This is a genomic window from Nocardioides pinisoli (assembly GCF_024199985.1).
Lineage (GTDB): Bacteria > Actinomycetota > Actinomycetes > Propionibacteriales > Nocardioidaceae > Nocardioides > Nocardioides pinisoli.
Genome location: NZ_JANARS010000009.1, coordinates 13,301 through 39,111, shown reverse-complemented (window position 1 = coordinate 39,111; position 25,811 = coordinate 13,301). Strand labels below are relative to the sequence as shown.

The following is a 25,811-nucleotide window of genomic DNA, read 5'->3' as shown; positions in this document are numbered from 1 at the left end:
GGGAGTCGCGTCGGGAGTCGCGTCGGGAGTCGCGGTGGTCAGCCCAGCCGCAGCAGGGCGGCGTACCGCTCGGCGCGGGCGCCCACCGCGCGTGCCAGCCGACTGAGGGCCTCCAGGACCAGCTCGGGGCCGAAGCGGGTCCCCGGGACGGCGAGGACCATCCGCGAGCCGTGCTCACCGATCACGACCTGGCCGTGCCGCCAGGCCTGGTGAACCCGCAGCCGGGTCGCGTCGTCGACGACGGGGGCGGGGTAGGCCTCGTCGACGGCGAGGAGGTCGCACACGATCTCCCCCGCACCCTCCGGGTACGACGCATCGGCGGGCGTCGTGCCGGCGGTCAGCCGCCCGCGGACGAGGTGGCCGGTCTGCAGGCCGGCGTCGGCGCGCCAGACGACGTCGCCGGTGCCGAGCCACTCGGGCAGGTCGAACGGGTCGATGTCGGTGATCGTGGCCTGCATGGGTCCACCCTGTCAGAGCGGGACCATGGCCGACCCAGGGCCGACGTCAGATGGAGGACAGCTCGTCGGGCGAGAGGCCCGCGTTGGGGGCCCGGCGGGCCCGACGGCGGTCGTTGAACCGCGCGATCGCCTCCGAGGCGAAGAAGAGCACCACCATCGGCACCGCCATGAGGGTCATCGAGAAGGGATCGGCCGACGGTGTCGCGACGGCCGCGAAGATGAAGGTGCCGATGATGATCCACGGCCGGTAGGCCTTGAGGGACGATCCCTTGACGACGCCGGCGAAGTTGAGCAGGACCACGAAGACGGGGATGTTGAAGGCCAGGCCGAACACGAACAGCGTGCGGGTGAAGAACTGCAGGTAGTCGTTGAAGTCGATCAGGTTGGTGACGCCCTCGGGGTTGAAGCCGATGAGCACCTCCAGCGCGACCGGGAGCGTGACGTAGCCCAGGACGATGCCGGCCAGGAACAGCGGTCCGGCCACGGCCACGAAGATGCGGCTCATCTTGCGCTCCTGGGCGTAGAGCCCGGGCAGCACGAACGCCCAGATCTGGTAGAGCCAGTAGGGCGCGGTCGCGATGGCGGCGGCGAACCCGCACAGGGTCAGCCAGAGCAGCAGGCCGGCACCGGCGCCGCTCGTCGTGGCGGTGGTGGTGCCCTCGGGCAGCTTGGCCCGCGCGTCCTCGTAGGGCCCGTAGACCAGGTCGAGGAGGAAGTGCCGGAACACCAGCGCGACGGCCAGCGCCACGACGAAGACGAGCAGGCAGCGCAGCAGCCGGGCCCGGAACTCGCGGAAGTGGTCGGCGAGGGCCATCCGCCCGTCCGGACCCACGGCGTCCTGCGGCGGCCCCTTGAACAGGCCGACGAGACCGGCGATCCTCACGCTGTTCGGAACTCCGTCGATCAGGCGGTGGTGTCGTCGCGCCGCTCGCGCAGCACCTCGCCCGAGGTCTCGGTGCGCTGGTCGACGGCCTGGGCCTCGTTGCGGGCCTCGATCTCACGCTGGGCCTCGGTCGTCTCCGATTCGGCCTTCTCGTCGTCGCGGAGCCCCTTGGTCTCGGTCTTGAAGATGCGCAGCGCCTGGCCGGAGCTGCGGGCGAGGTCGGGCAGCTTGGCGGCACCGAACACCAGCACCACGATCGCCAGGATCACGAGCCACTCCAGGCCCTGCGGCATGCCGATCATCGTGTTGATCATGTTGCTCACTCCGTCATTCGTGATGTGGTGGATCGCGTCCGGGGGGTCATTGCGAGTCTACGCCGTCTGCCTCGTAGAGGCGGAGCGCCGCCCGCGCGGCGGTCACGAAGGCATCGGCGTAGGCGGCGGGGGCGAGCAGCCGGGCGTGCGGTGCCAGGCGGAGCAGGAGGGACTTGACCCACTCCTCGCTCGCGACCTCGAGGTCCACGTCGATCGTGCCGTCGGGTCCCGGCCGCTGGCCGGTCACGGGGTAGTACTCGACCACCCAGCGCGCCGGCGGCGCCAGGCGCAGGGTCACGGTCGTGGTCTCGGCGTCGGTGAACCAGCCGCCGGTGAGGTCGCGCGCACGGGCGCCCGGGTCGGCGACGGGGCTGTCGAGCTCCGTGGCGGCCACGATGCGGTCCACGCGGAAGGCGCGGTCGCCGCCGGCGGTGTGGCACCAGGCGTCGAGGTAGAGCAGGTCCTCCACCCGCGCGAGGCCGCGGGGATCGACGACGCGGCGCGACTCCTGGTCGCGCGAGGGCACGTGGTAAGTGATCTCGACCTGGTGCCCGTGGGCGAGCGCGGACTCCAGCACCGGCACGACGGCGCTGCTCTCGAGCGGCGTGGGTGTCACGTGCAGGCGGAGCAGGCCCTCGCCGTCCTGGCCGGCGGCCTCCTCGAGCTTGGCCAGCGTGCGCTCGATGACCTCGCGGGCCTCCGTGGGTGCGGTGTCGACCATCGTCCGCAGCGCCACCACGAGCGAGGTGGCCTCGGCGGGCGAGAAGCGCACGGGGCGGGCGAGGTAGTCGGCGTTGTCGACCCGGATGATCCGGTCGCCCTCCAGCGCCTCGAGGTCGACCTCGATGAGGTCGCCGGGCAGGCCCGGTGAGACGCCGGTCATGAAGAGCAGTCGGAGGTCGCGCTCGATCTGGTCGGCGTCGGTGCCGAAGTGGGCGGCAGCGTCCTCGAGCCGCACCTCGCCCCTGGCGAGCAGGTAGGGAACCAGCGCGAGCAGGCGTGCCACCTGGTCGGGGGCGGTGTCGCCGGTCTGCGCGCTCACCGCGCCTCCTCCCCTGCCGCGACCACGGCGCGGAGCCGGTCGACGACGTCGTCGCGCAGCGACCGCGGGGCCTCCACGACCACGTCGGCGCCGTAGGTGAGGACCTCGTCGGACAGCTCGTGGACGGGGCCCTCGACGACGAGCGCGTCCCAGCCGGGGTGGTCCGCGATCGGGGTCACCGACTCGGCGCGGCGTCGCAGACCCACGCCGGTGCCCTGACGGACCCGGACCTGCGCCCGGACCGAGGGGTACGACGGCGACAGCCGCCGGGCGACCTCACGCACGTCGGTTCCGGCCGGGACGTCGTACGCCCCTGACTTGCCGGTCAGGCGGACCGTGCCGACGATGCGCGAGAGCCGGAAGACCCGCTCGGCGCCACGGTCGACGTCGAAGCCGACGACGTACCACCGGCCGGAGGAGCGGGCGAGGCCCCACGGCTGGACGCGACGGGTGGTCGGCTGGGTCTCGTCGGCTCGCTGGTAGGGGAAGCTGACCTGGCGGCGCTTGCTGATGGCGTCCCACAGCGGCTCGAAGGCCGGCTCGTCGGCCGTGATGGCCGGTGCGACGACCTCGAGGCGCGAGGGGTCGATCTCGACGCCCTGGCCCTTGAGCTTGGCCAGCGCGCGACCGGTCGCCTTGGCGAGGGTCGCCTGCTGCCACACCTGGGCGGCCAGCCCGAGCACGGCTGCCTCGTCGGACTCGAACCGGATCTCGGGCAGCGAGGTCTGCTCGGTCGGGATGCGGTAGCCGATCTCGTCGTCGAAGAAGGCGTCGGCGCTGCCGACCTCGATGACGGCGCCGATCTGCCGCAGCGCGTCCTTGTCACGCTCGAAGGCGCGCTCGAAGGCCTCGTCGCCGGCCGGTCCGCGGGCGTGCTCGGGATAGCACGCCTCGCGGATCGCGTCCTTGCCGATGAAACGCTTGGCGCCGAGCAGCAGGATGTGGAGGTTCATCAGCCGCTCTGCCCGTGGCTGCACCATGCTGGCCCCCGCCTCTCCCCTGGTTGGTCCGCGCGTGTCGTCGGTCGGCTCAGGAGGCGGCGAGGATGTCGACGACGAAGAACAGCGTGTCGGTGCCCTTGATGCCGGCCTGCTCGTTGCCCTGCTCGCCGTAGCCCTGGGCGGGCGGGATCTCCAGGATCACGCGCGAGCCGACGGTGCGACCCACGAGCCGCTCGTCCCAGCCGGCGATGACCTGGCCGACGCCGATGGGGAACTCGGCCGGCTCCTTGCTGTAGGACTCGTCGAAGGGCTTGTCGGCGTTGTAGACCTGGCCGAGGTAGTCGACGGTCAGGGTCTGTCCGGACTTCACCTTGGCACCGTCACCCTTCACCAGGGTGGTGGCGATCAGCTTGCCGGTCGGCTTGTGGGCGGTGCTGAAGTCGAGGCCGGTGATCACGCCGTCCTTCTCGATCAGCTCGGGAGCCCAGCCCGCGGGCTTCTTCTCCTCGCCCTGGGGGCCGTCGAGCGGCGGAACGGTCTCCGAGCGGCCGAGGATGTCCACGACGGCGAGCACGGCGTCGCGGTTGCCGATGCCGATGTCGGGTCGTCCGCCCTCACCGAACGCGTCCTCGGCGCTCGTGAGGAGCACGACCCGGTCGCCCACCTGGTTGCCGATGACGGCCTCGCGCAGGAACGGCAGGACCTCCTCGGACATCTCGACCGACTGCGGCGCGCCGTCCTTGGTCCAGGTGCTCTGCGCCTCCTCCTCGGTGAAGCCGTTGCCGATCCACCAGTTGGCCTTGACGGTGTCGCCGTCGGCGACCTCCTCGCCGTCGCCCTCCACGAGGATCTCGGTCTCCTCCTGCGAGGGGTCGAGACGGCCGTCGAAGGTGACCTTGGGCTCCGATCCCTGCTCGCCCTCGATGGTCACCGAGCTGAGGGGCGCGCCACCCTCGTCGGCGTCGCTGGCCCCGGAGCCGCAGGCGGCCAGTCCGAGCATGCTGAGGGAGAGGACACCGCTGAGGGCAGCGGAACGTACACGAGACACGGATTCACCTGTTCGATCGGTCGGCGTTGCCCGGACACCCTATCCAGCAGACCCCACCCGCCTCGCCACGACACCGCCTCGACACCGGCGCGTGCCGGTGCGCGTCGGGCTCACATGCCGTCGATGAGTCGCTGGACGCGCTCGTCGTAGGCCTTGAAGGGGTCCTTGCACAGCACGGTGCGCTGCGCCTGGTCGTTGAGCTTGAGGTGCACCCAGTCGACGGTGAAGTCGCGGCGGCGCTCCTGGGCCCGGCGGATGAACTCGCCACGCAGGCGCGCGCGGGTGTTCTGCGGCGGGACGCTCTTGGCCTCGAAGATCTTGAGGTCGCTGCTCACCCGGGCGACGGCGCCCCGCTTCTCGAGCAGGTAGTAGAGGCCGCGACCGCGGTGGATGTCGTGGTAGGCAAGGTCGAGCTGCGCGATGCGGGCGTCGCCGAGGGAGAGGCCGTGCTTGGCGCGGTAGCGCTCGATGAGCTTGAGCTTGATGACCCAGTCGATCTCCCGGTCCACCAGGCCGAGGTCGTCGGACTCGACGGCCTTGAGGCCGCGCTCCCACAGGTCGAGCGCGCGCTCGATGGTCGGGGTGGAGATCTGCCGGCGGTCGACGAAGTCGCGGGCCTTGGCGAGGTACTCGGCCTGGATCTCCAGGGCGCTCGCCTCGCGACCGTTGGCCAGGCGGACCTTGCGGCGTCCGGTGGGGTCGTGGCTGATCTCCCGGATGGCGCGGATCGGGTTCTCCATCGTGAGGTCGCGCATCACCACCCCCTCCTCGATCATCCGCAGGACGAGGTCGCACGACGCCACCTTGAGCAACGTCGTCGTCTCGCTCATGTTGGAGTCGCCGACGATCACGTGCAGCCGGCGGAACCGCTCGGCGTCCGCGTGCGGCTCGTCGCGGGTGTTGATGATGGGCCGGCTCCGGGTGGTGGCGCTGCTGACGCCCTCCCAGATGTGCTCGGCGCGCTGGCTCACGCTGTACGACGCCCCGCGCGGGGTCATCACGACCTTGCCCGCGCCGACGACGATCTGCCGCGTCACCAGGAACGGGATCAGGATGTCGGCGAGCCTGCTGAACTCCCCCGCTCGGCCGACCAGGTAGTTCTCGTGGCAGCCGTAGGAGTTGCCGGCCGAGTCGGTGTTGTTCTTGAACAGGTAGATGTCGCCGGCGATGCCCTCCTCGTGCAGACGGGCCTCGGCGTCGAGCAGCAGGCCCTCGAGGATGCGCTCGCCCGCCTTGTCGTGCGTGACGAGGTCGACGATGTCGTCGCACTCCGGGGTGGCGTACTCCGGGTGGCTGCCGACGTCGAGGTAGAGCCGCGCCCCGTTGCGGAGGAACACGTTGGACGAGCGGCCCCAGCTGACGACCTTGCGGAAGAGGTAGCGGGCGACCTCGTCGGGGCTCAGGCGACGCTGCCCCTTGAACGTGCACGTGACGCCGTACTCGTTCTCGATGCCGAAGATCCGCCGGTCCATGTCCCCACCCTAGGTCCGGGGACCACGTCGTGGGCCACGCCGCGCCCCGAATCCCGCCCCGCGAGCCACCTCGGTGCCGACCGCCCGACCCCGCCCCCGGGGTGGGCCGGGCCTGACCCCGGCCTTGACGCACCGACCTCGCCCGGGTGAGCGTTTCCGTCATGGGACCCCGCCACCTCGTCGCGACCGTGCTGGTCGAGCCGAGCGTGGTGGCGGACCTCGAGCTGCGGGTGATGACCGACGACATGTGGCTGTGGCCGGTGCGCACCGCTCCCGTCGTGGTCGACGGGGCCCGGATGGAGTTCCAGCTGCGCCGGCGTCTCGTCGAGCAGCGGCGCGGCGCGTGGGACGACGCCGCGGGGTGGACACCGGCCTGGATCGGCTTCGGCGACGCCTGGCACGAGTTCGGCCCGGACGGCAACGCGCGCCCGTCAGGCCCCCTCCCCTGGGCCGCCCACCAGCGGTTGTGGGCCGCGCTCGGCGAGTTCGGCCCGTCCGTGCGCTACCGGCGCCGCCTCAGCGGCATCCCGACCCGGCCGACGGCGGAGTGGCCGGGGCTCAACCTGCGCTGACGCCCGGCGTCTGCTCGGGCCCGGCCGGGCTTCAGACCTGTGAGCGGGCCACCAGGTGCCAGGTCCAGAGCGCCGTCAGGTCCTCGGCCCACGCCGTCGGGACACCGCTGTGCTGGAGGTTGACAGCACACCGCGGTTCGGCAGCCGCCTCAGACCTGACCGGGCTCCGTCGGCGGCGGAGGGGTGCCCGGAGCAGTGGGCTGGCCCGGCGCTCCCGGCTGACCGGGCTGGGGCGGCGGCGGGGCCACCGGTGGCTCGCTGGCCGGGGGCGTGGCCGGCGGGGCGACGGGAGGCTCACCCGTGACCGGGTCCTCGAGGGGCGGCGTCGCGCCGGAGACCTGGTCGGTGGGGTCGGCGGGGTCGTCCTGGCCGGAGTGCCGCGGCCCGGAGCCGGCGAGGGCGTCCTCGGGCGCGGGGGCGTCGGCCTGCTCGCTGCCGCGACCGCCGAGGATCTCGGTGAGCCGGGCCTCGCGCAGTCGGAGGAACTTGCGGGGCTGGGAGCGCGTGCGGTCGAGCGCGGCGACCTCGAGGTCGCCGGCCGGGATCACGCGGTCCTCGGACTCGCTGTGGCCCAGGGCCGCGACCGCGACGCGCAGCGCGTCCGCCAGCGAGGCCCCGGCGACGTAGTGCTCGGCGAGGTGGCCGGCAACCACGTCGGCGGCTCCACCCATCACCGCGTAGCCGTGCTCGTCGGCCACCTGGCCGTCGTAGGTCAGCCGGTAGAGCTGGTCGGACTCGGGCGTGTCGCCGACCTCGGCGACGAAGATCTCGACCTCGTAGGGCTTCTCGCCCCCGGAGGAGAAGATCGTTCCGAGCGTCTGGGCGTAGGCGTTGGCGAGGCCGCGACCGGTGACGTCGCGCCGGTCGTAGGCGTAGCCGCGCATGTCGGCGAGGCGTACGCCGGCGATGCGGAGGTTCTCGAACTCGTTGTAGCGCCCGACCGCCGCGAAGGCGATCCGGTCGTAGATCTCGCTGACCTTGTGCAGCGCCTGGGACGGGTTCTCGGAGACGAACAGGATCCCGTCGGCGTACTGGATGGCGATGACGGAGCGACCGCGCGCGATGCCCTTGCGGGCGAAGTCGGCGCGGTCCTTCATCAGCTGCTCGGGAGAGACGTAGAACGGCATGCTCATGGGGACTTGCTCCTACGTCAGGTGAGGGAGGCGGCGGGACCGTCGGGACGCTCCATGCGGGCGGCCAGGATGCGGTCGGCGATGGCGGCAACCTGGTCGTCGGGCATGTGGACTCCCCCGTCGGCCGTGATCACGTGGACGACCGGGAAGATGCGCCGCGTGATGTCGGGGCCGCCGGTGGCGGAGTCGTCGTCCGCGGCGTCGTAGAGCGCCTGGATGACAGCGGTCACGGCACCCTCCGCGTCGAGGTCGTCGCGGTAGAGCTTCTTGAGCGAGCCGCGCGCGAACAGGGAGCCGGAGCCGACCGAGTGGAACGCGGTCTCCTCGTAGCGCCCGCCGGTCACGTCGTAGCTGAAGATCCGGCCCTGGTCGGCGGCGAGGTCGTAGCCCGCGAACAGGGGCACGACCGCGAGGCCCTGCATCGCCAGGCCGAGGTTGGCCCGGATGAGGGCGGCGAGGCGGTTGGCCTTGCCGTCCATCGACAGCGTGGTGCCCTCGATCTTCTCGTAGTGCTCGAGCTCGGTCTGGAACAGCCGCACCATCTCGACCGCGAGACCCGCGGTCCCGGCGATGCCGACCACGGAGTACTCGTCGGCGGGGAAGACCTTCTGGATGTCGCGCTGGGCGATGATGTTGCCCATCGTCGCGCGGCGGTCGCCGGCCATGACGACGCCACCCTCGAAGGTGGCCGCGACGATCGTGGTGCCGTGCGGGGCGAGGTCACCGGCGGCACCGGCGGGGACGGCGCGACGCGACGGCAGCAGGTCGGGGGCCTGGACGCCGAGGAAGTCGGCGAAGCTCGACGTGCCCGGCGTCATGAACGACGCGGGGAGGCGGGAGTCACCCATGCGGAGTCACTCGCCGCCCTTCTGGATGAAGGACTTCACGAAGTCCTCGGCGTTGGTCTCGAGGACCTCGTCGATCTCGTCGAGGATCGCGTCGACGTCCTCGTCGATCATCTCCTTGCGCTCGGCGACGTCGGTCTCCACGACCTCCTCGGTCGCCGTCTCCTCCTGCGAGGACTTGCGCGGCTGCTTCTGCTCCTGGGCCATGCCACGACCCTATCCACTCCCACCGACGCCACAAGGTCGTTCACGCTCGGCGGACGGGCGAGTCGTACGCCGCGACCGGGCGCCGCGCGCCGCCGCGCCGGGCTCGGGGGCTCCGGAGGCCGACCTGGAGGGGAAGTCCGACACTTCGAGGGGGTTGCAACGGCCACCAGGTGACGAACTCCCCGCTCGAGCGGGGAGTCCACCACGGCCGCACGGCCGCCACCGGGAAGGGCCGGCAGGTCCGGCTCAGCGGGTGATGGCCGCGACCAGCGCCTGGGCGGAGTCGCTGCGGTCGATCAGCTCGCCGACGTGCGACCGCGTGCCGCGGAGCGGGTCGATGGTCGGGACCCGCTGGAGCGACTCGCGGCCGGGGAGGTCGAAGATCACGGAGTCCCACGACGCCGCGGCCACCGAGTCGGCGTACTTGTCGAGGCACCGGCCGCGGAAGTAGGCGCGGGTGTCCACCGGCGGGTCGTGCATGGCCGCCTCGATGGTGGCGTCGTCGAGCAGCCGCTCGATGCGCCCGGCCGCCGCGAGGCGGTGGTAGAGCCCCTTGTCGGGACGTACGTCGGCGTACTGCAGGTCGATGAGGTGCAGCTTGGCGTCGTCCCAGTCGAGGTCGTCGCGGTCGCGGTACTGGCTGAGCAGCCGGAGCTTGGCGACCCAGTCGAGCTCGCCGGCGCACTCCATCGGGTCGCGCTCGAGGCGGGTCAGCACCGACTCCCAGCGCGCGAGGATGTCGACGGTCTGCTCGTCGGCGTCGGAGCCGTAGCGGTCCTCGACGAACTTGCGGGCCAGGTCGAGGTACTCCAGCTGCAGCTGCACGGCGGTCAGCCGCCGTCCGTCGCGCAGCGTGACGAGGTGTCGCAGCGTCGGGTCGTGGGAGACGTCGCGCAGCGCCTTGACGGCCCCCTCGACGCTGAGGTCGCGGTCGATGAACCCGGCCTCGATCATCGCGAGCACCAGCGAGGTGGTGCCGGCCTTCAGGTAGATCGAGACCTCGGCGAGGTTGGCGTCGCCGAGGATGACGTGGAGCCGGCGGTAGACGGCCGGGTCGGCGTGCGGCTCGTCGCGGGTGTTGATGATCGGGCGCTTGAGGGTGGTCTCCAGACCGACCTCGACCTCGAAGTAGTCGGAGCGCTGGCTGATCTGGAAGCCGCGCTCCGGGGTGGTGTCGCGTCCGTCCTGACCGATGCCGACGCGCCCTGCGCCCGTGACGACCTGGCGCGAGACGAAGAACGGGGTGAGGTGGCGCACGATCTCGGCGAACGGCGTCGAGCGCCGCATCAGGTAGTTCTCGTGGGCGCCGTAGGAGGCGCCCTTGTTGTCGGTGTTGTTCTTGTAGAGCACGATCGGTGTGCTGCCCGGGACCTGCGCGGCCATCCGCGACGCGTCGAGCATCACCTGCTCCCCCGCCTTCTCCCAGCGCACGACGTCGAGCGGCGTCGTCACCTCGGGCGAGGAGTACTCGGGGTGCGCGTGGTCGACGTAGAGCCGGGCGCCGTTGGTCAGGATGACGTTGGCCAGGCCGAGGTCCTCGTCGGTGAGCTGGCTCGCGTCGGCCACCTGCCGGGCCATGTCGAACCCGCGGGCGTCGCGCAGGGGCGACTCCTCCTCGAAGTCCCAGCGCGCCCGCCTGGCCTTCACGGTCGAGCTGGCGTAGGCGTTGACGATCTGCGAGGACGCGACCATCGGGTTGGCCGACGGCTGCCCCTGCACGGAGATGCCGTACTCGACCTCGGTGCCCATCACCCGACGTACGCTCATGTGATGAGCCTACGTGTGTGGGACGAGCAGGTGGTGCCACGGCTGACCGAGCTCTGCCTGCGCGCTCCCGAGCTGCACGAGCTGCGCGCGGTCACCTGCGCCGGCCTGACCGGGCGGGTGCTCGAGATCGGCTTCGGCAGCGGGCTCAACCTCCGCTGGTGTCCCCCGGAGGTCACCTCGGTGACAGCGATCGAGCCGTCCGACCGCGCGTGGGGGCTGTCGGAGGAGCGGCGCGAGCGCGCCGGGACGCCCGTCGAGCGCGCCGGGCTCGACGGACAGCGCCTCGACCTCCCGGACGACTCGCACGACAGCGCGCTGGTCACCTTCACCCTGTGCACCGTGCCCGACCCGCTCCTCGCGCTCCGCGAGGCGCGGCGGGTGGTGCGCGCCGGGGGTCGGCTCCACGCGCTCGAGCACGGCGCCGCTCCCGAGGAGTCCGTACGCCGCTGGCAGCGCCGCCTCGAGCCGGTGCAGCGCGCGGTCTTCGCGGGCTGCCACCTCACGCGGGACGTTCCCGGCCTGGTCGAGGCCGCCGGGTGGCACGTCGAGGACCTGGATCAGGCCTACGTCGCGGGAACCGGTCCCGCGCGGCCGTGGACCTACGTGTACCGGCTGGTGGCCGGGTGAGCGGACCTGGTGGGCCGTCAGCGTCCGCGGCGGAGGAACCCGGCGAGGAACAGGACGATGACGACGATGACGACGATGATCAGAATGGTTCGCATCTGCTCAACCTAGTGCCCGCGGGTGCGGCGGCAACTCCTCCGGAGGGGTGTCGCGAGCGTGTCGGGGATCAACGCGGGCGGGACTGCCAGGCGTGGGCGACGTTGACCCCCACGATCCCGGCAAGCGTGACGAGCAGCGCGAGGAGCTGGTCGTTGACGCCGAGCGCGATGCTGATCGGGATGAAGACGACGAGCGAGACGATGCCGAGGGCCAGCTGACGCGCCCCGGCACCCGCGACTGCCGCCGTACGCCGCTGCTGCAGGGCGACCTGGTCGGCGACGCGGCGGTCGACCGCGCGCTCGATCCGCTCGGCGAAGCCCTCGACCAGCTCGGCGTCGTAGCGGGCCCCGAGCTCGCGGCGAGCCGCGAGGGCGGCCTCGATGTCGCCGTGGCCGAGGTCGTCCTCGCGGGCCACCGCGCGCTCCGGGTCGGTCACAGGTACTGACCGGTGTTGGCCACCGTGTCGATCGACCTTCCCGGCTCGGTGCCCTGCTTGCCCGTGATGAGCGTGCGGATGAACACGATCCGCTCGCCCTTCTTGCCCGAGATCCGCGCCCAGTCGTCGGGGTTGGTGGTGTTGGGCAGGTCCTCGTTCTCCTTGAACTCGTCCACGCACGCCTGGAGCATGTGCTGGACCCGCAGGCCTCGCTGGGCGGGGTTGAGGTCGCTGTCGAGGAAGTCCTTGATCGCCATCTTCTTGGCGCGGTCGACGATGTTCTGGATCATCGCGCCGGAGTTGAAGTCCTTGAAGTAGAGGACCTCCTTGTCGCCGTTGGCGTAGGTCACCTCGAGGAAGCGGTTCTCCTCCGACTCGGTGTACATCCGCTCCACGGTGGCGCGGATCATCGCGTTGACCGTGGCGGTGCGGTCCTGGCCGAACTCGGCGAGGTCCTCGGCGTGCAGCGGCAGGCGCGTGGTGAGGTACTTGGAGAAGATGTCGCGCGCCGACTCCGCGTCGGGCCGCTCGATCTTGATCTTCACGTCGAGACGACCGGGCCTGAGGATGGCGGGGTCGATCATGTCCTCACGGTTGGAGGCACCGATCACGAGCACGTTCTCCAGCGCCTCGACGCCGTCGATCTCGCTGAGCAGCTGGGGGACGATCGTGTTCTCGACGTCGGAGGACACGCCCGACCCGCGGGTGCGGAAGAGCGAGTCCATCTCGTCGAAGAACACGATGACCGGGGTGCCGAGCGACGCCTTCTCGCGCGCCCGCTGGAAGACCAGCCGGATGTGGCGCTCGGTCTCGCCGACGTACTTGTTGAGCAGCTCGGGGCCCTTGATGTTGAGGAAGTAGGACTTCCCCGACGCGCCGGTGCGCTCGGAGACCTTCTTGGCCAGCGAGTTGGCGACGGCCTTGGCGATCAGCGTCTTGCCGCAGCCGGGCGGGCCGTAGAGCAGCACGCCCTTCGGCGGCTTCAGCTCGTGGTCCTTGAAGAGCTCGGGGTGGAGGTAGGGCAGCTCGACGGCGTCGCGGATGGCGTCGATCTGGGTGGTGAGGCCGCCGATCTGCGTGTAGTCGATGTCGGGCACCTCCTCCAGGACGAGCTCCTCGACCTCCGACTTCGGCACGACCTCGTAGACGTAGCCGGCGCGGGTGTCGAGCAGCAGCGAGTCGCCCGCCCGGATGGTGACGTCCTCGGCGCACAGCGGCTCCGCGAGGCGTACGACGCGCTCCTCGTCGGCGTTGGCGATCACCAGCGCCCGCTCGCCGTCGGCGAGGATCTCCTTGAGCATGACGACCTCGCCGACCTGCTCGAAGTCGAGCGCGGCGACCACGTTGAGGGCCTCGTTGAGCATGACCTCCTGCCCGCGCACGAGGCCGTCGAGCTCCACGGCGGGGCTCACGCTGACGCGCAGCTTGCGCCCCCCGGTGAAGACGTCGACGGAGTCGTCGTCGTTGCGGCCCAGGAAGGTGCCGAACCCCGCCGGTGGCTGTGCCAGGCGGTCGACCTCCTCCTTGAGCGTGGTGATCTGGTCCCGCGCGTCGCGCAGCGTCTGGGCGAGCCGCTCGTTCTGGCTCGAGACGGCCGCGAGGGAGCGCTGCGCATCGGCCAGGCGGGTCTCCAGACCGCGCGACTGACCGGGCAGGTCCTCGAGACGGCGGCGCAGGTCGGTGACCTCTGCCTCCAGGTAGCGCACCTGAGTGGCAAGTTGCTCGCGTGTCGGCTCAGACATCTCGCACCTCCTGCCACATGACACTACCCATGGATGCGTGGGACGGAAGTGGATATCTCGCTGTGTTGGTCACCGTTTCGCAACACCGGCGTCGCCGTGGGGTCAGGCGCCGTTGAGCCGCCGGATGGCGTCCAGCTCCTCCGGCGTCATCTCACCCGATGCCTCGAGCACCTGCTGCAGCACCGCGGACTTCCCGGCGAGGTAGGTGTCGATGTCCATCCCGGGGTCGTCGGCCAGCGCACGCTTCACGGTCGCGTAGGCCTCGCGCAGGTCGTCGCGCACCCTCAGCACGTCGCGCACGGCGAGGTGGTTGCGCACGGCGGTGGTGCCGGCGGTGCAGACGTAGACGTTGCGCGCGGGCGGGCCAGGGGCGCGGAACGCCTCGCGGCCCGAGACGCCCAGGTCGCCGCGGTGGACGTAGCCGACAGACTCCAGCGCGGCGACCGCGTCGGGCACCTCGTGTGCGTCGACGATGACGTCGACGTCGAGGATCGGCTTGGCCGCCAGCCCGGGCACCGACGTCGAGCCGACGTGCTCGACCCGGGCGGAGGCCACCCCGGAGAGGGCGGTGCGCAGCACGGCGGCCACCTCCTCGAACTGCTCGGCCCAACGCGGGGACCAGTCGACGACCTCGATGCTCATGCGTCGAGGTCGGGCCCGGTCACCTCGGGGACGACGTCGAGGGCGGGTACGTCGGCCGGCCTGGGGCCGGTGTAGTCGGGGCCGTAGGCGCCCGGGGCGGGTCGCCGGGTCTTGCGCGGCGGCTTCTCCCCCGGCGCCATCCGGCGCGCGGTGACGAGGAAGGCGGTGTGGCCGATCATCTTGTGGCCCGGGCGCACGGCGAGGCCCTCGACGTGCCAGTCCCGCACCAGCGACTCCCACGGCTGGGGCTCGGTGAAGCCGCCGTGGGCGCGGAGGGTCTCGACCACCCGTGACAGCTGCGTGGTCGTGGCCACGTAGGCGCAGACGATGCCGCCGGGGACCAGCGCGTCGGCGACGGCGTCGACGCAGTTCCACGGGTCGAGCATGTCGAGGATGACCCGGTCGACCTGGCCGCCCAGCCGGGGCAGGCCCTCCTTCAGGTCACCCAGGCGCAGGTCCCAGGCCGGGTGCGTGGCGCCCTCGGGGGCGGAGAAGAACTGGTGCACGTTGCGGCGGGCGACCTCGGCGAACTCCTCGCGCAGCTCGAACGACGTCACGCGTCCCCACGGGCCCACGGCGCGCAGCAGCGAGCAGGTCAGCGCTCCCGACCCGGCGCCGGCCTCCACGACCCGGGCGCCGGGGTAGATGTCGGCCAGCGCGACGATCTGTGCCGCGTCCTTGGGGTAGACCACCGCGGCGCCGCGCGGCATCGACACGACGAACTCGTTGAGCAGGGGCCGGAAGACGAGGTACTGCCCGCCGGCCGAGGAGGTGACGGTGAACCCCTCGTCGCGGCCGATCATCTCGTCGTGGTCGAGGTGGCCCTTGTTGGAGAAGAACCGCTTGCCGGCGACCAGCTCGAAGTTGTGCTTGCGACCCTTCTGGTCGGTCAGGCGCACCCACTCGCCCTCGCGCAGGGGGCCGCGGTGGACGCCGGACCAGGCCTCGGCGGGGACGTCGGCTCTGTCATGAGGGAGGGGCTCGGACATGGCGCGAACCCTAGTATCGCGAGGGCGGATTTCCCTCAGCGGCGAGCGTTGTCGCGGAAGGCCCGGTCGACGTCGGCGGTCGACAGCACGCCGTAGATCTGCCCGTCGGCCTCGACGAGGAGGTACTCCTCCGCCGGACGCCGGCTGATGGCCAGGATGAGGTCCTCGCCGGCGACCCCGGCGGGCAGGGTGAGGCCCTCCTCCATCGTGCGGGCCACGGCCGAGACGGCCACCCACGGACGACGCTCGGCCGGCATGGCGGTCACGGCCGCCTCGCTGACGATGCCCACGGGGGTGCCGTCGGGCGTGACGGTGACGATGCTGCCGGCCTGGGCCTCCTGCGCCCGCCGGACGGCCTCGGCCAGCGGCAGGTCCTCGGGGACGGTGAGCGTACGACGCGCGAGCGGACGCGCGACCAGGGCAGGGAGCCGCTGCCGGAGCCGCGCGTGGGCCATCGCGGCGGTCGCTCCGGTCCACAGGAACAGCCCGAGGATGAACACGAGGACGAGGTCGAGGATGGTGGGCGGCTCGTCGGTGACCTGCTCCTGCACCAGCGGCCACGCCAGCAGCGCGAGCGCAGTGAGGCGGCCGCCCCACCCGGCCACGATGGTGGCGCGGTGCTGGTTTCCGGAGGCACCCCAGACGAGCGCCTTGAGCACGCGTCCGCCGTCGAGCGGCAGTCCGGGCACCAGGTTGAGCACGCCGATGAGCAGGTTGGCGCCGGCCAGCAGGAACAGCGCCTCGTCGAGCAACCCGTCCGGCGTCACCCGGACCAGGAGGCCGGCCACAACGCCGACGGCGATGGAGGTCAGCGGACCGACCACGGCGATCCAGAACTCGTGGCGCGGGCGCTTCGACTGGCCGTCGACCTCGGTCATGCCGCCGAGGAAGTGCAGCGTGATCGAGTTGACGCCGTAGCCCAGCCGCTTGGCGACGACCGCGTGGGAGGCCTCGTGGAGCAGTACCGAGAGGTAGAGCACGACTGCGAAGGCGAAGCCGGCGACGTACCTCCAGAAGCCGAGGCCGGGCTGCGCGGCCTCGATGCGGGGCCCGAACGTCAGCGAGATGAGCGCGGCGACCACGAACCACGAGGTCGTGATGAGCACGTCGATGCCGGCGATGGACCCGATCCGCAGCGTGCCCGGGGCGCGCGGAGCCGAATGCCGCGGTCCGTCGTCGCGGGCTGGATCGGTCGGGTCTGCCACGTCACAACCCTAGCCAAGGGGCCCGCCGCGAGCGGTGGCCGCGCGGGCGGCGGCGCCCGCGGGACTGTCGTACGCCTCGCCTAGGGTGAAGCGCGCCATGACGATCCCCCTCCCCACCCCGTCCGCCGCGGCACCGGCCGCCGCGTCTGCCGGTGCGCCCGAGTCCCCCGCCGAGCGGGTCTCGACACCGGTGGACGGCGTCGAGGTCCTGGGGGCGATCTCGCCGAGCCGGGCCGGTGACTTCCTGGCCTGTCCCCTGCTCTACCGCTTCCGCACGATCGACCGCCTGCCCGAGCCGCCGTCTCCCGACGCCGTCCGCGGGACGGTCGTGCACAAGGTGCTCGAGGACCTCTTCGACGTCCCCGCCGCCGACCGCACGCCCGAGCGCGCCGGTGACATGCTCGTGCCGGCGTGGGAAGCCCTGCTGGAGGCGGAGCCGGGGCTGGCCGAGATGTTCGGCGCCGAGGGGCCCGACCTCGCTGCCTGGCTCGCCTCCTGCCGCACCGTGCTCGACCGCTACTTCGACCTCGAGGACCCGCGCCGCCTCGAGCCCGCCGAGCGCGAGCTCTACGTCGAGGCGCTGCTCGAGTCCAAGCTGTTGCTGCGTGGGTTCGTCGACCGCGTCGACGTGGCGCCCGACGGTCGGATCAGGGTGGTGGACTACAAGGGGCTGGCCATCGACACACCGCTGCCGACGCCGACCGGCTGGACGACCATGGCAGAGGTAGAGGTCGGCGACCAGCTCATCGGGTCGGACGGCCGTCCGACCACAGTCACGTTGAAGTCGTCGGTCCACGATCGCCCCTGCTACCGAGTGACGTTCCGCGACGGGTCGTCGGTCGTTGCTGACAACGTTCATCTGTGGCGGGTGACCGTCACCCGCAGGCAAGAGCAGACCGAACAGATCATGGACACCGAAGGACTGCTCTCAGAGCTGACGGCACTACGGGATCAGGGTCGCCCGAGCTCTATGTGGGTGACCGCAGCCCACGCACTCGAGCTCACGGACCGGATCGACTTGCCCATCCCGCCGTGGCTGCTGGGAGCGTGGCTGGGCGACGGTGACTGCCGCGCTGGTTCGTTGACGGTTGGACGCGACGACGTCCACGACATGACGGTCCTGGTCAAGGACAATTGGCACGGATCTGCGCGGGTCCGTGAGGACAGCAGTGCTCATCGGATCACGCCGGGCAAGCGCCCCGACCAGTGCACCTACGGGCACGATGAGTTCAAGCCGCCCACGTCCGGCCACCCCAGTCGCCGGTGCGCGAGTGAGTCTCGACATGCCGACCAGACTCAGTCCAACCTCTCGCTCACAGGGCTGCTGCGTCGTGAGGGGCTTCTGCATCACAAGCACATCCCCCTCCGCTACCTCCGAAGTGGGACCCACCAGCGGATCGAGCTGCTACGCGGACTGATGGACACCGATGGTTGGTGGAACAAGGTTCGTCGACGGGCGGGCTTCACCACGACAGACGATCGACTGGCCGCTGGCGTGGTCGAGCTTCTGCACACATTGGGCATTAACCCGTGTCACTTCCAGAAGCCTTACGTGAATGCTGTGCGGGACGACCGCATCTGGCACGTCATCGAGTTCACCCCGACCTGGTTCAACCCGTTCTCCCTGCCGAGGAAGGCGAATGCCTGTCGGGGCGCCACCACGCCGCTACAGCATGCACTCGCGTCGAGGAGAGTCATCGCCTCCGTGGCGCGAGTTCCCTCGGTTCCCACACAGTGCGTGTCGGTCGACGCTGCCGACGCCATGTACCTGTGCGGCACCGGCTTCATTCCGACGCACAACACGGGCAAGGCGCCCGCCGAGGGCTATGAGGCCAAGGCGCTGTTCCAGATGCGTTTCTACGCCCTCGTCCTCTGGCGGCTGCGCGGCGTCGTGCCGTCGGTGCTCCAGCTGATCTACCTCGGCAACGGCGAGATCCTCCGCTACGAGCCCGACGAGGACGACCTCCGCGCGACGGAGCGCAAGGTCGAGGCGGTGTGGCGGGCGATCCGCCTCGCCCACGAGTCGGGCGACTGGCGGCCGAGCCCGTCGCGCCTGTGCGACTGGTGCTCGTTCCACCAGTACTGCCCCACGAAGGGCGGCACCGTCCCGCCCCTGCCGGAGGCCGTGCCGCCCGCCGCCGATGCCTCTGTGGACGAGTCCTCCGACTGACACCCGCTCGTGCCGCCGCACTTCCGCCCGGACGTTGGGCCGGACGCTAGGGGGTGGAGTAGGCGTCCGGAGGCGGTGGCGCGGGCCCGGTGACCGGCCCACTGAAGCCCTCGGCGACGAGCACGGGCTCGACGTCGTGCGGCTGGATCGCCCCGGAGGCGATCTCCTCGGCGAAGTGGCAGGCCACCCGGTGCCCGGGCGAGGCGCCCTCGACCTCCACGACGCGCAGCTCGGGCCGCTCGGTGTCGCACCGCGTCTCCTGCCGCCAGGGGCAGCGCGTGTGGAAGCGGCAGCCGGTCGGCGGGTTGGCCGGTGAGGGCAGGTCGCCCGACAGCAGGATCTGCTCGCGCGAGTCCTCCACCAGCGGGTCCGGGACGGGCACCGCGGACATCAGGGCCCGCGTGTAGGGGTGCAGCGGCAGGTCGTAGAGCTCGGCGGCGCCGGACTCCTCGACCAGCCCGCCGAGGTACATCACGCCGATCCGGTCGCTGATGTGGCGCACGACGGCCAGGTCGTGGGCGACGACGAGGTAGGTGAGACCGAGCTCGTCCTGGAGGTCCTGCAACAGGTTGATCACCTGGGCCTGGATCGAGACGTCCAGCGCGCTGACCGGCTCGTCGGCCACGATGAGGTCGGGCCCGACCGACAGCGCGCGGGCGATGCCGATGCGCTGGCGCTGGCCGCCGGAGAACTCGTGGGGGTACTTGGACAGGCCGGCCGGGGGCAGCCCGACGGCCGACATCAGCTCGCGCAGCCGGGCCTGGGTCGTCGCCTTGTCGGTGTCGAGGCCGTGGGCGCGCATGCCCTCGATCAGGATCGACTCGACGGTCTGCCGCGGGTCGAGGCTGGACAGCGGGTCCTGGAAGACCATCTGGAAGCGCTTGCGCGCACGTCGCAGCTCCTCGCCCTCGAGCGAGGCGATGTCGGTGCCGTCGAAGACGACCGACCCTGCGGTCGGGGGCTCGAGCTTGAGGATGGCCTTGCCGAGCGTGGACTTGCCGCAGCCGGACTCCCCCACGAGCCCGTAGGTCTCACCGCGCCGGATGCGGAGGTCGACGCCGTCGACGGCCCGGACGTGGCCGACCGTGCGGTCGAAGATGAGCCCGCTCTTGATCGGGAAGTGGACCTCGAGGCCGCGGACCTCGAGGAGGACGTCGGAGTCGCCGTCGCGGCCCGCGTGGTCAGCGTGGCCGGCGTGGTCGGCGTGGTCGGTCATCGTGGTCCTCCCACCGGGTTGAAGCAGCGGAACCCGACGACGTCGTCGCCGTCCCACCGGGGCATCTCCCGGGTGCAGACATCCACCCGGTGCGAGCACCGCGGGGCGAACGCGCACGCCGAGTCCCAGGGCAGGTTGTCGGCCACCGACCCCGGCACCGGGTTGAGCTTCTCCCCGCGCGGCGCGTCGAGGCGCGGGATCGAGTCGAGCAGGCCGACCGTGTAGGGGTGCCGCGGCTGCCGGAACAGCCCGTGGCGCCCACCGCGCTCGACGATCTTGCCGCCGTAGAGGACGTTGACCTCGTCGCACAGCCCGGCCACGACACCGAGGTCGTGGGTGATCATCACCAACGCGGTGCCGGTGTCGACGACCAGCTCCTTGAGCAGCGCCAGGATCTGGGCCTGGATCGTCACGTCGAGGGCCGTCGTCGGCTCGTCGGCGATCAGCAGACGCGGACTGCAGGCGAGCGCCATGGCGATCAGCGCGCGTTGCCGCATGCCGCCGCTGAGCTGGTGGGGGTAGTTGGCCAGTCGGGCCTTCGGATCCGGGATGCCGACGCGGTCGAGCAGCTCGGCGGCCTTCGGCGTCGCCTCCTTGCGGCTGAGGCCCTGGTGCCGCTCCATGACCTCGGTGACCTGGCGGCCGATCGTGATGACGGGGTTGAGCGAGGACAGCGGGTCCTGGAAGATCATCGCGATGTCGGCACCCCGGCGGTCGCGCATCTGCGACGGCGACAGTGACAGCAGGTCATCGCCGTCGAAGACCGCCTCTCCCTCCACGGTGTTGCCGCGCTTGGGCAGCAGCCCCATGATCGCGAGGGAGGTGACGGACTTGCCGCAGCCGGACTCACCGACCAGGCCGACGGTCTGCCCCGGGCGTACGTCGAAGCTGACACCGTCCACGGCTTTGAACGCCCGCTCGTCGCGGCGCTGGAAGGTGACCCGCAGGTCGCGCACGGACAGCAGGGGCTCGGTCGATCGCGGCGAGCTGCGGATCGTCTGGTGCTGGGTCACAGGTCACCTCCTCGTCTTGGGGTCGAGGGCCTCGCGGAGCGACTCGCCCATCAGCGTGAACCCGAGCGCGACGACGATGATGCACCCGGCCGGGTAGAACGCCAGGTGCGGCGCCTCGGAGATGTAGCGCTGTGCCAGGCCGAGCATCTGTCCCCACTCGGGTTGTCTCTGGTCGGGGTTGCCGAGGCCCAGGAAGGAGAGTGCGGCGGCATCGATGATCGCCACCGCGAGGGAGAGCGTCGCCTGGACGATCACCGGACCGATCGAGTTGGGCAGCATGTGCCGGAACACGATCGCGCGTTTCTTGACGCCCAGCGAGCGTGCGGCGAGGACGTGGTCGCTGCTCCTCTGGGCCAGCATCGACCCGCGGAGCAGCCGCGCGAAGATCGGTATCTGGATGATCGCGATCGACACGATCAGCGTCCACTGGCTGGGGCTGCGTGCCAGCGAGGCGACGGTGAACGCGAGGAGCAGCGAGGGGATCGACAGCATCACGTCGACGATGCGCATGACCAGCGAGTCGACCGCGCCGCCGATGGCGCCGGCGATGGTCCCCAGGATGACGCCGCCGATCAGGCCGAACAGGGTCGCGAAGACGCCCACGATCAGCGTCTGTCGGCTGCCCACGATGAGGCGGGACAGCAGGTCGCGTCCCCGGTCGTCGCCGCCGAGCGGGTGCCCCGGCTGCGGGCCGGGCACCGGGTTGGTCTGGGGCCGCACCTCGTCGAGCAGGGGGCGGGCAGTGACGTCCCACGGTGCGATCCACGGCGCGATGATCGCCAGCACGACGAAGCACACGGTGATCGCTGCGCCGGTCAGGAAGACCGGGTTGCGGCGCAGGCGGAGCCACGCTCCGCGGATCAGCGAGACGCCGGGGGTGTCGTCGACCGCGCCGGCCTGGGCGAGGGCGTCGATCCGGTCGCGGCGCCGCTGGCCGTAGGACGGACGGCGGACGTCCTCGGCGACGGCTGGGTCGATGGGGTCGCTCATGCCCTCACCTCGTCCGGATCCGCGGGTCGATGACGGCGTACGCGATGTCGACCAGCAGGTTGATCACGACGTAGATCACGGCCGCCGCCAGGATCAGGACCTGCAGCACGGCGTAGTCCTTCTCACGGAACGAGGTGGCCAGCGCCTCCCCCACCCCGCGGTAGGAGAAGACGGTCTCGGTCAGCACCGCTCCGGCCAGGAGACCGCCGGCCTGGAGGCCGATGGTGGTGAGGACGGGCAGCATGGCGTTGCGCAGCACGTGACGGGACCGGATGACCCCGGTGCTCAGTCCCTTGGCCTCGGCCGTGCGCACGTAGTCCTCGTCGAGCACGTCGAGGACCGACGCGCGGGTGATGCGGAAGATCACCGCGAACGGGATCGTGGCCAGTGCCAGCGCCGGCAGGATCAGGTGCTTGAGGGCGTCCCACGCCGCGTCCCACTCGCGCGTGAGGATGCCGTCGAGGACGAACAGGCCGGTCACCCGGGTGGCGTCGATCCCGGTGCTCTGCCGTCCGGAGACCGGCAACAGGTTCCACTCCACGGCGAAGAAGTACTTCAGCAGGAATGCGGTGAAGAACACCGGGACGGCGACTCCGATCAGCGAGAAGATCACGGTGGTGGTGTCGACGGCCGATCCGGCGCGTCGCGCCGCGAAGTAGCCGAGCGGGATGCCGATCACGACGGCCAGCAGCAGCGCCAGGACCGCCAGCTCGATCGTCGCAGGGAGCCTGGTGAGGAAGACGTCGAGCGCGTCGGTGCCGGGCAGCACCTTCGTGGACACGCCGAACTCGCCCTGGAGCACCCGTTGCAGGAACTTCTGGTACTGGACCGGCAGCGGCTCGTCGAGGCCCAGGGCGGCCTCGAGGGCGGCGCGCCGCTCGGGCGTCTGGCGCTCGCCCAGGATGGCCGAGACCGGCCCGCCCGGCAGGGAGCGCAGCCACGCGAACAGCAGCATGGACAGCACGAGGACGACCACGCACATCTGGAGCAGTCGTCGAAGGACAAAGCGAAGCATCGATCTCCTCCCACGCCCGCGCCGGTCGGGGGCCGTCGGTCACGACGACCCCCGGACCTGGCGCAGGTCGGTCAGCGACGGGCGGGAGTCACTCCCCTCCGACGGTGACCGTGTCGAACTCCTCGGCCGTGAGCGGGCTGGGCACCACGCCCTCGACCCCGGGACCGACGACGAGGGCAGGAGGCGAGTGGCTGATCGGCAGGCCGGGGAGGTACTCCTCCATGATCTGGCCGTTGATCTCCTCGAAGGCGGCGCCGCGCTCGTCCTCGTCCACGACGGCGTCGGCCGCCTTCAGGTCGTCGGCGAGCTGCTTGCCCCAGGGATAGGCAGACGTGCCGAAGTCGTTCTCCTTGAGGTTGCCGAAGAACGTGCCGATGAAGTTGTAGGCCGAGTCGTAGTCGCCGGTCCAGCCGAGGATGTAGGCGTCGTAGCGCCCGGCGGTGACGTTGTCGAGGTAGCCGCCGTTCCAGGAGGCGGTCTTCACGTCGACCTTGACGCCCACGGCCTCGAGGTCGGTGCGCAGGGCCTCGAAGATCTTCTCCGGGTCCGGCATGTAGGGCCGGCTCACCTCGGTCGGGTAGGCGAAGGTGAGCTCCATGCCCTCCGCCCCGGCCTCCTGGAGCAGGCGCTTCGCCTCGTCCGGGTCGTAGGGGTAGGGCTCGAGCTCGGTGTTGTAGCCGCTCACCGTGTCCGGCATGAACTGCGTGGCCACCGCGGCGCCCTCGGGCAGCTGGGTCTGGACGAGCTGCTCACGGTTGAGGGCGTGGTAGAGGGCCTGGCGGACCTTGAGGTCCTTGAGCTGGGGGTTGGCCTCGGGGTTGAGCCCGAGGTAGAGGATGTTGAACGGGTCGCGCACCTCGACGCTGTTGCCGTCCTCCTCGAGACCGGCCCAGTCGACCGGGTTGGGGAGGTCGTAGCCGTTGATGCTGCCGGCCTCCAGCTCCTGGCGGCGGGTGCTCTCGTCGGGGATCACCCGGAAGACGAGCTCGCTGACCTTGGCCGTGTCGCCCCAGTAGTCGTCGTTGCGGGCGAGGGTGATCTCGCCGTTGGCCTCGTCGTACTCGCCGAAAGTGAACGGACCGGTGCCGACGGGGGCGTCGGCGTAGGCCGGGAAGCTGAAGCCCTCGCCCTCGGCGGCGATGCCGTTGGCGTCGCCCTCCTCGAGGGCCTTGGGCGACTGCATGGAGAGCGACTCGAGCGTCAGCATGGTCGGGAACCCGGACGTGGGGCCGCTGATCGTGATGACGGCCTCGAACTCGTCGGTCGCCTCGCAGCCCTGGTAGAGCGAGTTCTCCGCGTCGTTGGCGAAGGCGCCCATGACGTAGCCCCAGTACTCGCCCGCGGTCTGGCCGGCCTCGTTCTGGTCGAACATCCGCTCGAAGTTGTAGCAGACCGCCTCGGCGTTGAAGGGCTCGCCGTCGTGGAAGGTGACGTCGTCGCGGAGCGTGAACGTCCACTCCGTGCCGTCCTCGTTGGGCTCCCACTCCGTGGCGAGCTCGGGGACGACCTCGGCGCTGCCGGGCTCGATGCCGAGGAGGCCCTCGAACATCTGACGGGTCACACGGAAGGTCTCGCCGTCCGTGGCGTAGAACGGGTCGAACATCTCGGGAGCGCCGGCGGCGCCGAACACGAAGGTACCGGCGTCCTCGCTGCCCCCTCCCTCACCGCCACCGTCGCGCTCGCTCTCGGCGCAGCTCGCGAGGGTGGCTGCTGCCAGGACCGCCGTGGTCCAGGTCGCCACGGTGCGTTTCACAGACATGCCGAGGTCCTTCCGTCCGTTATCCGATCAGGGTCGTCCCCGCACCCTAGACCGGCTCGTGTGACCCGGGCCACACCGACACGGTCACGGTCCGATCACGTGTTGGCCACCTCGACGTCCCGCGCGCCACCACTCACCAGCCGGGCCAGGCCGGCCGTGTCCAACCCGCTCAGCGTGTCGACGAAGACCCGTCGCTCGCCCTCGAGGATCGGCACGTGGTGCGGCACGCACAGGACGGTGCAGCCGGCGGCCACGGCCGACGTGGCACCGGTGTTGGAGTCCTCGATGGCGACGCAGTCGCCCGGCGCGTGGCCGAGCTCGGCGGCCGCGGTGAGGTACGGCTCGGGGTGGGGCTTGCCGAGCTCGACGCGGTCACCGGTGACGACGCTGGCGAACGCGCCCTCGGGCAGCTGCGCCAGGATCGGGTCGACGAAGCGCTGCCACGACATGGTGACGAGGGCGCAGGGAACCCCCGACCGCACCAGGTCCGCGAGCAGCTCGCGCGCGCCCGGGCGCCACGGCACCTCGACCTCGACGCGCGCGACCACCCCGTCGAGCAGCTCGTCGACGATCTGCTGCGGCGTGCGGTCGATGCCCATGTGGACCCGGATGTAGTCGCCGGACGCCAGCAGCGCGTTGCCCACGAGGTTCATCGCGTGCTCGTGCGACCAGGTGCCGCCGTACTTCTCCGCCATCGCGTACTCGGTGGCGATCCAGTAGGGCTCGGTGTCGACGAGCGTCCCGTCCATGTCCCAGAGGACCGCGGCGGGCAAGGACGACAGCGCCGGAGAAGTCACCCGCGAGACCCTACCGAGGCGGGTCGGCGGCCTCCGACGCCCCCTCGGGTGCGTCGCCGGGGCCGACGTGCCTCGCCCGATCCGTGGGAGGCAGCCGGGGACTCGTCGGCCTACGGTCCAGCTGAGGACCCGCCACTCCCGGGTCCCCGACGGTGCGAGGAGGGTCCGGGTGCCGAGGATGATGATCCGCGTCGATGCCGAGCTGTCGCCGGACGCCCTCACGGCGTTCCCGCACCTCGTCGCCGTGCCGCAGCGCCCGCAGACGGTGCTCTCGGGCGAGGTCGCCGACCAGGAGGAGCTCCAGGGTGTCATCAGCCTGCTGACCAGCCTCGGCATCGGCGTGGTCGACGTGTTGACGATGCCCGAGCCTGCTGGACTAGGCTCGACCCCGTCTCACCCGAACGGGTGAGGCGCGGGGACGACCTGCCGTCG

26 protein-coding genes are annotated in these 25,811 nt (G+C 71.2%); 4 read left to right on the top strand and 22 right to left on the bottom strand.

The annotated features are described in order from the left end of the window. Nucleotides 1–38 precede the first annotated feature (38 nt). From NCI01_RS18275 to pafA, 7 genes are all read right to left on the bottom strand, one after another. Entirely contained in the window at nt 39–458 is a 420-nt protein-coding gene (locus tag NCI01_RS18275; protein WP_254182923.1) for a hypothetical protein, read from the bottom strand. Nucleotides 459–504: 46 nt separating this feature from the next. Beyond that, nucleotides 505–1,341: a twin-arginine translocase subunit TatC gene (tatC, locus tag NCI01_RS18270; protein ID WP_254182922.1), complete on the bottom strand. Its 837-nt coding sequence runs from the start codon at nt 1,339–1,341 to the stop codon at nt 505–507. Nucleotides 1,342–1,361: 20 nt separating this feature from the next. Further along, a complete protein-coding gene (gene tatA, locus NCI01_RS18265; RefSeq protein ID WP_302182287.1) occupies nt 1,362–1,655 on the bottom strand; it encodes a Sec-independent protein translocase subunit TatA in 294 nt (97 codons plus the stop codon). A gap of 46 nt (nt 1,656–1,701) precedes the next feature. Continuing rightward, nucleotides 1,702–2,697 (bottom strand): helix-turn-helix transcriptional regulator, encoded by a 996-nt coding sequence (locus NCI01_RS22840; protein WP_254182921.1) that lies wholly within the window; start codon nt 2,695–2,697, stop codon nt 1,702–1,704. After that, nucleotides 2,694–3,677, bottom strand: a complete 984-nt coding sequence (locus tag NCI01_RS18255) for a helix-turn-helix transcriptional regulator (RefSeq protein ID WP_254182920.1) — start codon at nt 3,675–3,677, stop codon at nt 2,694–2,696. The genes NCI01_RS22840 and NCI01_RS18255 overlap by 4 nt, the downstream gene beginning before the upstream one ends. A gap of 49 nt (nt 3,678–3,726) precedes the next feature. Beyond that, nucleotides 3,727–4,686 (bottom strand): FKBP-type peptidyl-prolyl cis-trans isomerase, encoded by a 960-nt coding sequence (locus NCI01_RS18250; protein WP_254182919.1) that lies wholly within the window; start codon nt 4,684–4,686, stop codon nt 3,727–3,729. Nucleotides 4,687–4,796: 110 nt separating this feature from the next. Next, the gene (gene pafA / locus NCI01_RS18245) at nt 4,797–6,158 is read right to left on the bottom strand and encodes a Pup--protein ligase (RefSeq protein ID WP_172261247.1); all 1,362 of its coding nucleotides are present in this window, start codon (nt 6,156–6,158) and stop codon (nt 4,797–4,799) included. A gap of 161 nt (nt 6,159–6,319) precedes the next feature. Here pafA and NCI01_RS18240 point away from each other — a divergent pair, with 161 nt between their 5' ends. Then, entirely contained in the window at nt 6,320–6,730 is a 411-nt protein-coding gene (locus NCI01_RS18240) for a hypothetical protein (protein ID WP_254182918.1), read from the top strand. Between the two features lie 149 nt (nt 6,731–6,879). On the opposite strand, the gene prcA is transcribed toward NCI01_RS18240, so the two are convergent. The 4 genes from prcA to dop all read right to left on the bottom strand — a co-directional run bounded on the left by prcA (nt 6,880) and on the right by dop (nt 10,682). Next, nucleotides 6,880–7,863: a proteasome subunit alpha gene (prcA, locus tag NCI01_RS18235; RefSeq protein WP_254182917.1), complete on the bottom strand. Its 984-nt coding sequence runs from the start codon at nt 7,861–7,863 to the stop codon at nt 6,880–6,882. Nucleotides 7,864–7,880: 17 nt separating this feature from the next. Then, nucleotides 7,881–8,711 carry a proteasome subunit beta gene (gene prcB / locus NCI01_RS18230; protein WP_254182916.1) on the bottom strand — a complete coding sequence of 277 codons (831 nt, stop codon included), beginning with the start codon at nt 8,709–8,711 and terminating at the stop codon, nt 7,881–7,883. Nucleotides 8,712–8,717: 6 nt separating this feature from the next. Then, nucleotides 8,718–8,915, bottom strand: coding sequence for a ubiquitin-like protein Pup (locus NCI01_RS18225; RefSeq protein ID WP_129453979.1), 198 nt, complete (start codon nt 8,913–8,915; stop codon nt 8,718–8,720). Between the two features lie 246 nt (nt 8,916–9,161). Beyond that, the gene (gene dop, locus NCI01_RS18220) at nt 9,162–10,682 is read right to left on the bottom strand and encodes a depupylase/deamidase Dop (RefSeq protein ID WP_254182915.1); all 1,521 of its coding nucleotides are present in this window, start codon (nt 10,680–10,682) and stop codon (nt 9,162–9,164) included. Nucleotides 10,683–10,685: 3 nt separating this feature from the next. Here dop and NCI01_RS18215 point away from each other — a divergent pair, with 3 nt between their 5' ends. Next, complete coding sequence (locus NCI01_RS18215) at nt 10,686–11,309, top strand: class I SAM-dependent methyltransferase (protein WP_254182914.1); 624 nt, start codon at nt 10,686–10,688, stop codon at nt 11,307–11,309. Between the two features lie 163 nt (nt 11,310–11,472). On the opposite strand, the gene NCI01_RS18210 is transcribed toward NCI01_RS18215, so the two are convergent. The 5 genes from NCI01_RS18210 to NCI01_RS18190 form a co-directional block, all read right to left on the bottom strand. Then, on the bottom strand, nt 11,473–11,841 hold the full coding sequence (locus NCI01_RS18210) for a hypothetical protein (protein ID WP_254182913.1): 369 nt from the start codon (nt 11,839–11,841) through the stop codon (nt 11,473–11,475). Continuing rightward, the gene (arc, locus tag NCI01_RS18205) at nt 11,838–13,583 is read right to left on the bottom strand and encodes a proteasome ATPase (protein ID WP_254182912.1); all 1,746 of its coding nucleotides are present in this window, start codon (nt 13,581–13,583) and stop codon (nt 11,838–11,840) included. Before arc ends, NCI01_RS18210 begins: the two co-directional genes overlap by 4 nt. 102 nt (nt 13,584–13,685) lie before the next feature. Further along, entirely contained in the window at nt 13,686–14,225 is a 540-nt protein-coding gene (locus NCI01_RS18200) for a GrpB family protein (protein WP_254182911.1), read from the bottom strand. Next, nucleotides 14,222–15,214, bottom strand: a complete 993-nt coding sequence (locus NCI01_RS18195; RefSeq protein ID WP_254182910.1) for a tRNA (adenine-N1)-methyltransferase — start codon at nt 15,212–15,214, stop codon at nt 14,222–14,224. Before NCI01_RS18195 ends, NCI01_RS18200 begins: the two co-directional genes overlap by 4 nt. 35 nt (nt 15,215–15,249) lie before the next feature. Next, a complete protein-coding gene (locus NCI01_RS18190) occupies nt 15,250–16,419 on the bottom strand; it encodes a site-2 protease family protein (RefSeq protein WP_254182909.1) in 1,170 nt (389 codons plus the stop codon). A gap of 190 nt (nt 16,420–16,609) precedes the next feature. On the opposite strand from NCI01_RS18190, the gene NCI01_RS18185 reads away from it, so the two are divergent. Beyond that, nucleotides 16,610–18,589, top strand: a complete 1,980-nt coding sequence (locus tag NCI01_RS18185) for a RecB family exonuclease (protein WP_254182908.1) — start codon at nt 16,610–16,612, stop codon at nt 18,587–18,589. Nucleotides 18,590–18,635: 46 nt separating this feature from the next. On the opposite strand, the gene NCI01_RS18180 is transcribed toward NCI01_RS18185, so the two are convergent. The 6 genes from NCI01_RS18180 to NCI01_RS18155 form a co-directional block, all read right to left on the bottom strand. Then, a complete protein-coding gene (locus tag NCI01_RS18180) occupies nt 18,636–19,805 on the bottom strand; it encodes an ABC transporter ATP-binding protein (RefSeq protein WP_254182907.1) in 1,170 nt (389 codons plus the stop codon). Further along, complete coding sequence (locus NCI01_RS18175) at nt 19,802–20,818, bottom strand: ABC transporter ATP-binding protein (protein WP_254182906.1); 1,017 nt, start codon at nt 20,816–20,818, stop codon at nt 19,802–19,804. The genes NCI01_RS18180 and NCI01_RS18175 overlap by 4 nt, the downstream gene beginning before the upstream one ends. Nucleotides 20,819–20,821: 3 nt before the next feature. Continuing rightward, nucleotides 20,822–21,808 carry an ABC transporter permease gene (locus tag NCI01_RS18170; RefSeq protein ID WP_254182905.1) on the bottom strand — a complete coding sequence of 329 codons (987 nt, stop codon included), beginning with the start codon at nt 21,806–21,808 and terminating at the stop codon, nt 20,822–20,824. A gap of 4 nt (nt 21,809–21,812) precedes the next feature. Beyond that, nucleotides 21,813–22,823 carry an ABC transporter permease gene (locus tag NCI01_RS18165; protein WP_254182904.1) on the bottom strand — a complete coding sequence of 337 codons (1,011 nt, stop codon included), beginning with the start codon at nt 22,821–22,823 and terminating at the stop codon, nt 21,813–21,815. An 88-nt stretch (nt 22,824–22,911) separates the two neighbouring features. Next, nucleotides 22,912–24,582 (bottom strand): ABC transporter substrate-binding protein, encoded by a 1,671-nt coding sequence (locus tag NCI01_RS18160; RefSeq protein ID WP_254182903.1) that lies wholly within the window; start codon nt 24,580–24,582, stop codon nt 22,912–22,914. Between the two features lie 95 nt (nt 24,583–24,677). Then, entirely contained in the window at nt 24,678–25,379 is a 702-nt protein-coding gene (locus NCI01_RS18155; protein WP_254182902.1) for an HAD family hydrolase, read from the bottom strand. Between the two features lie 178 nt (nt 25,380–25,557). Between NCI01_RS18155 and NCI01_RS18150 the strand changes: the two genes are divergently transcribed. Continuing rightward, the gene (locus NCI01_RS18150) at nt 25,558–25,788 is read left to right on the top strand and encodes a DUF8691 family protein (protein ID WP_504928447.1); all 231 of its coding nucleotides are present in this window, start codon (nt 25,558–25,560) and stop codon (nt 25,786–25,788) included. Nucleotides 25,789–25,811: the final 23 nt, after the last annotated feature.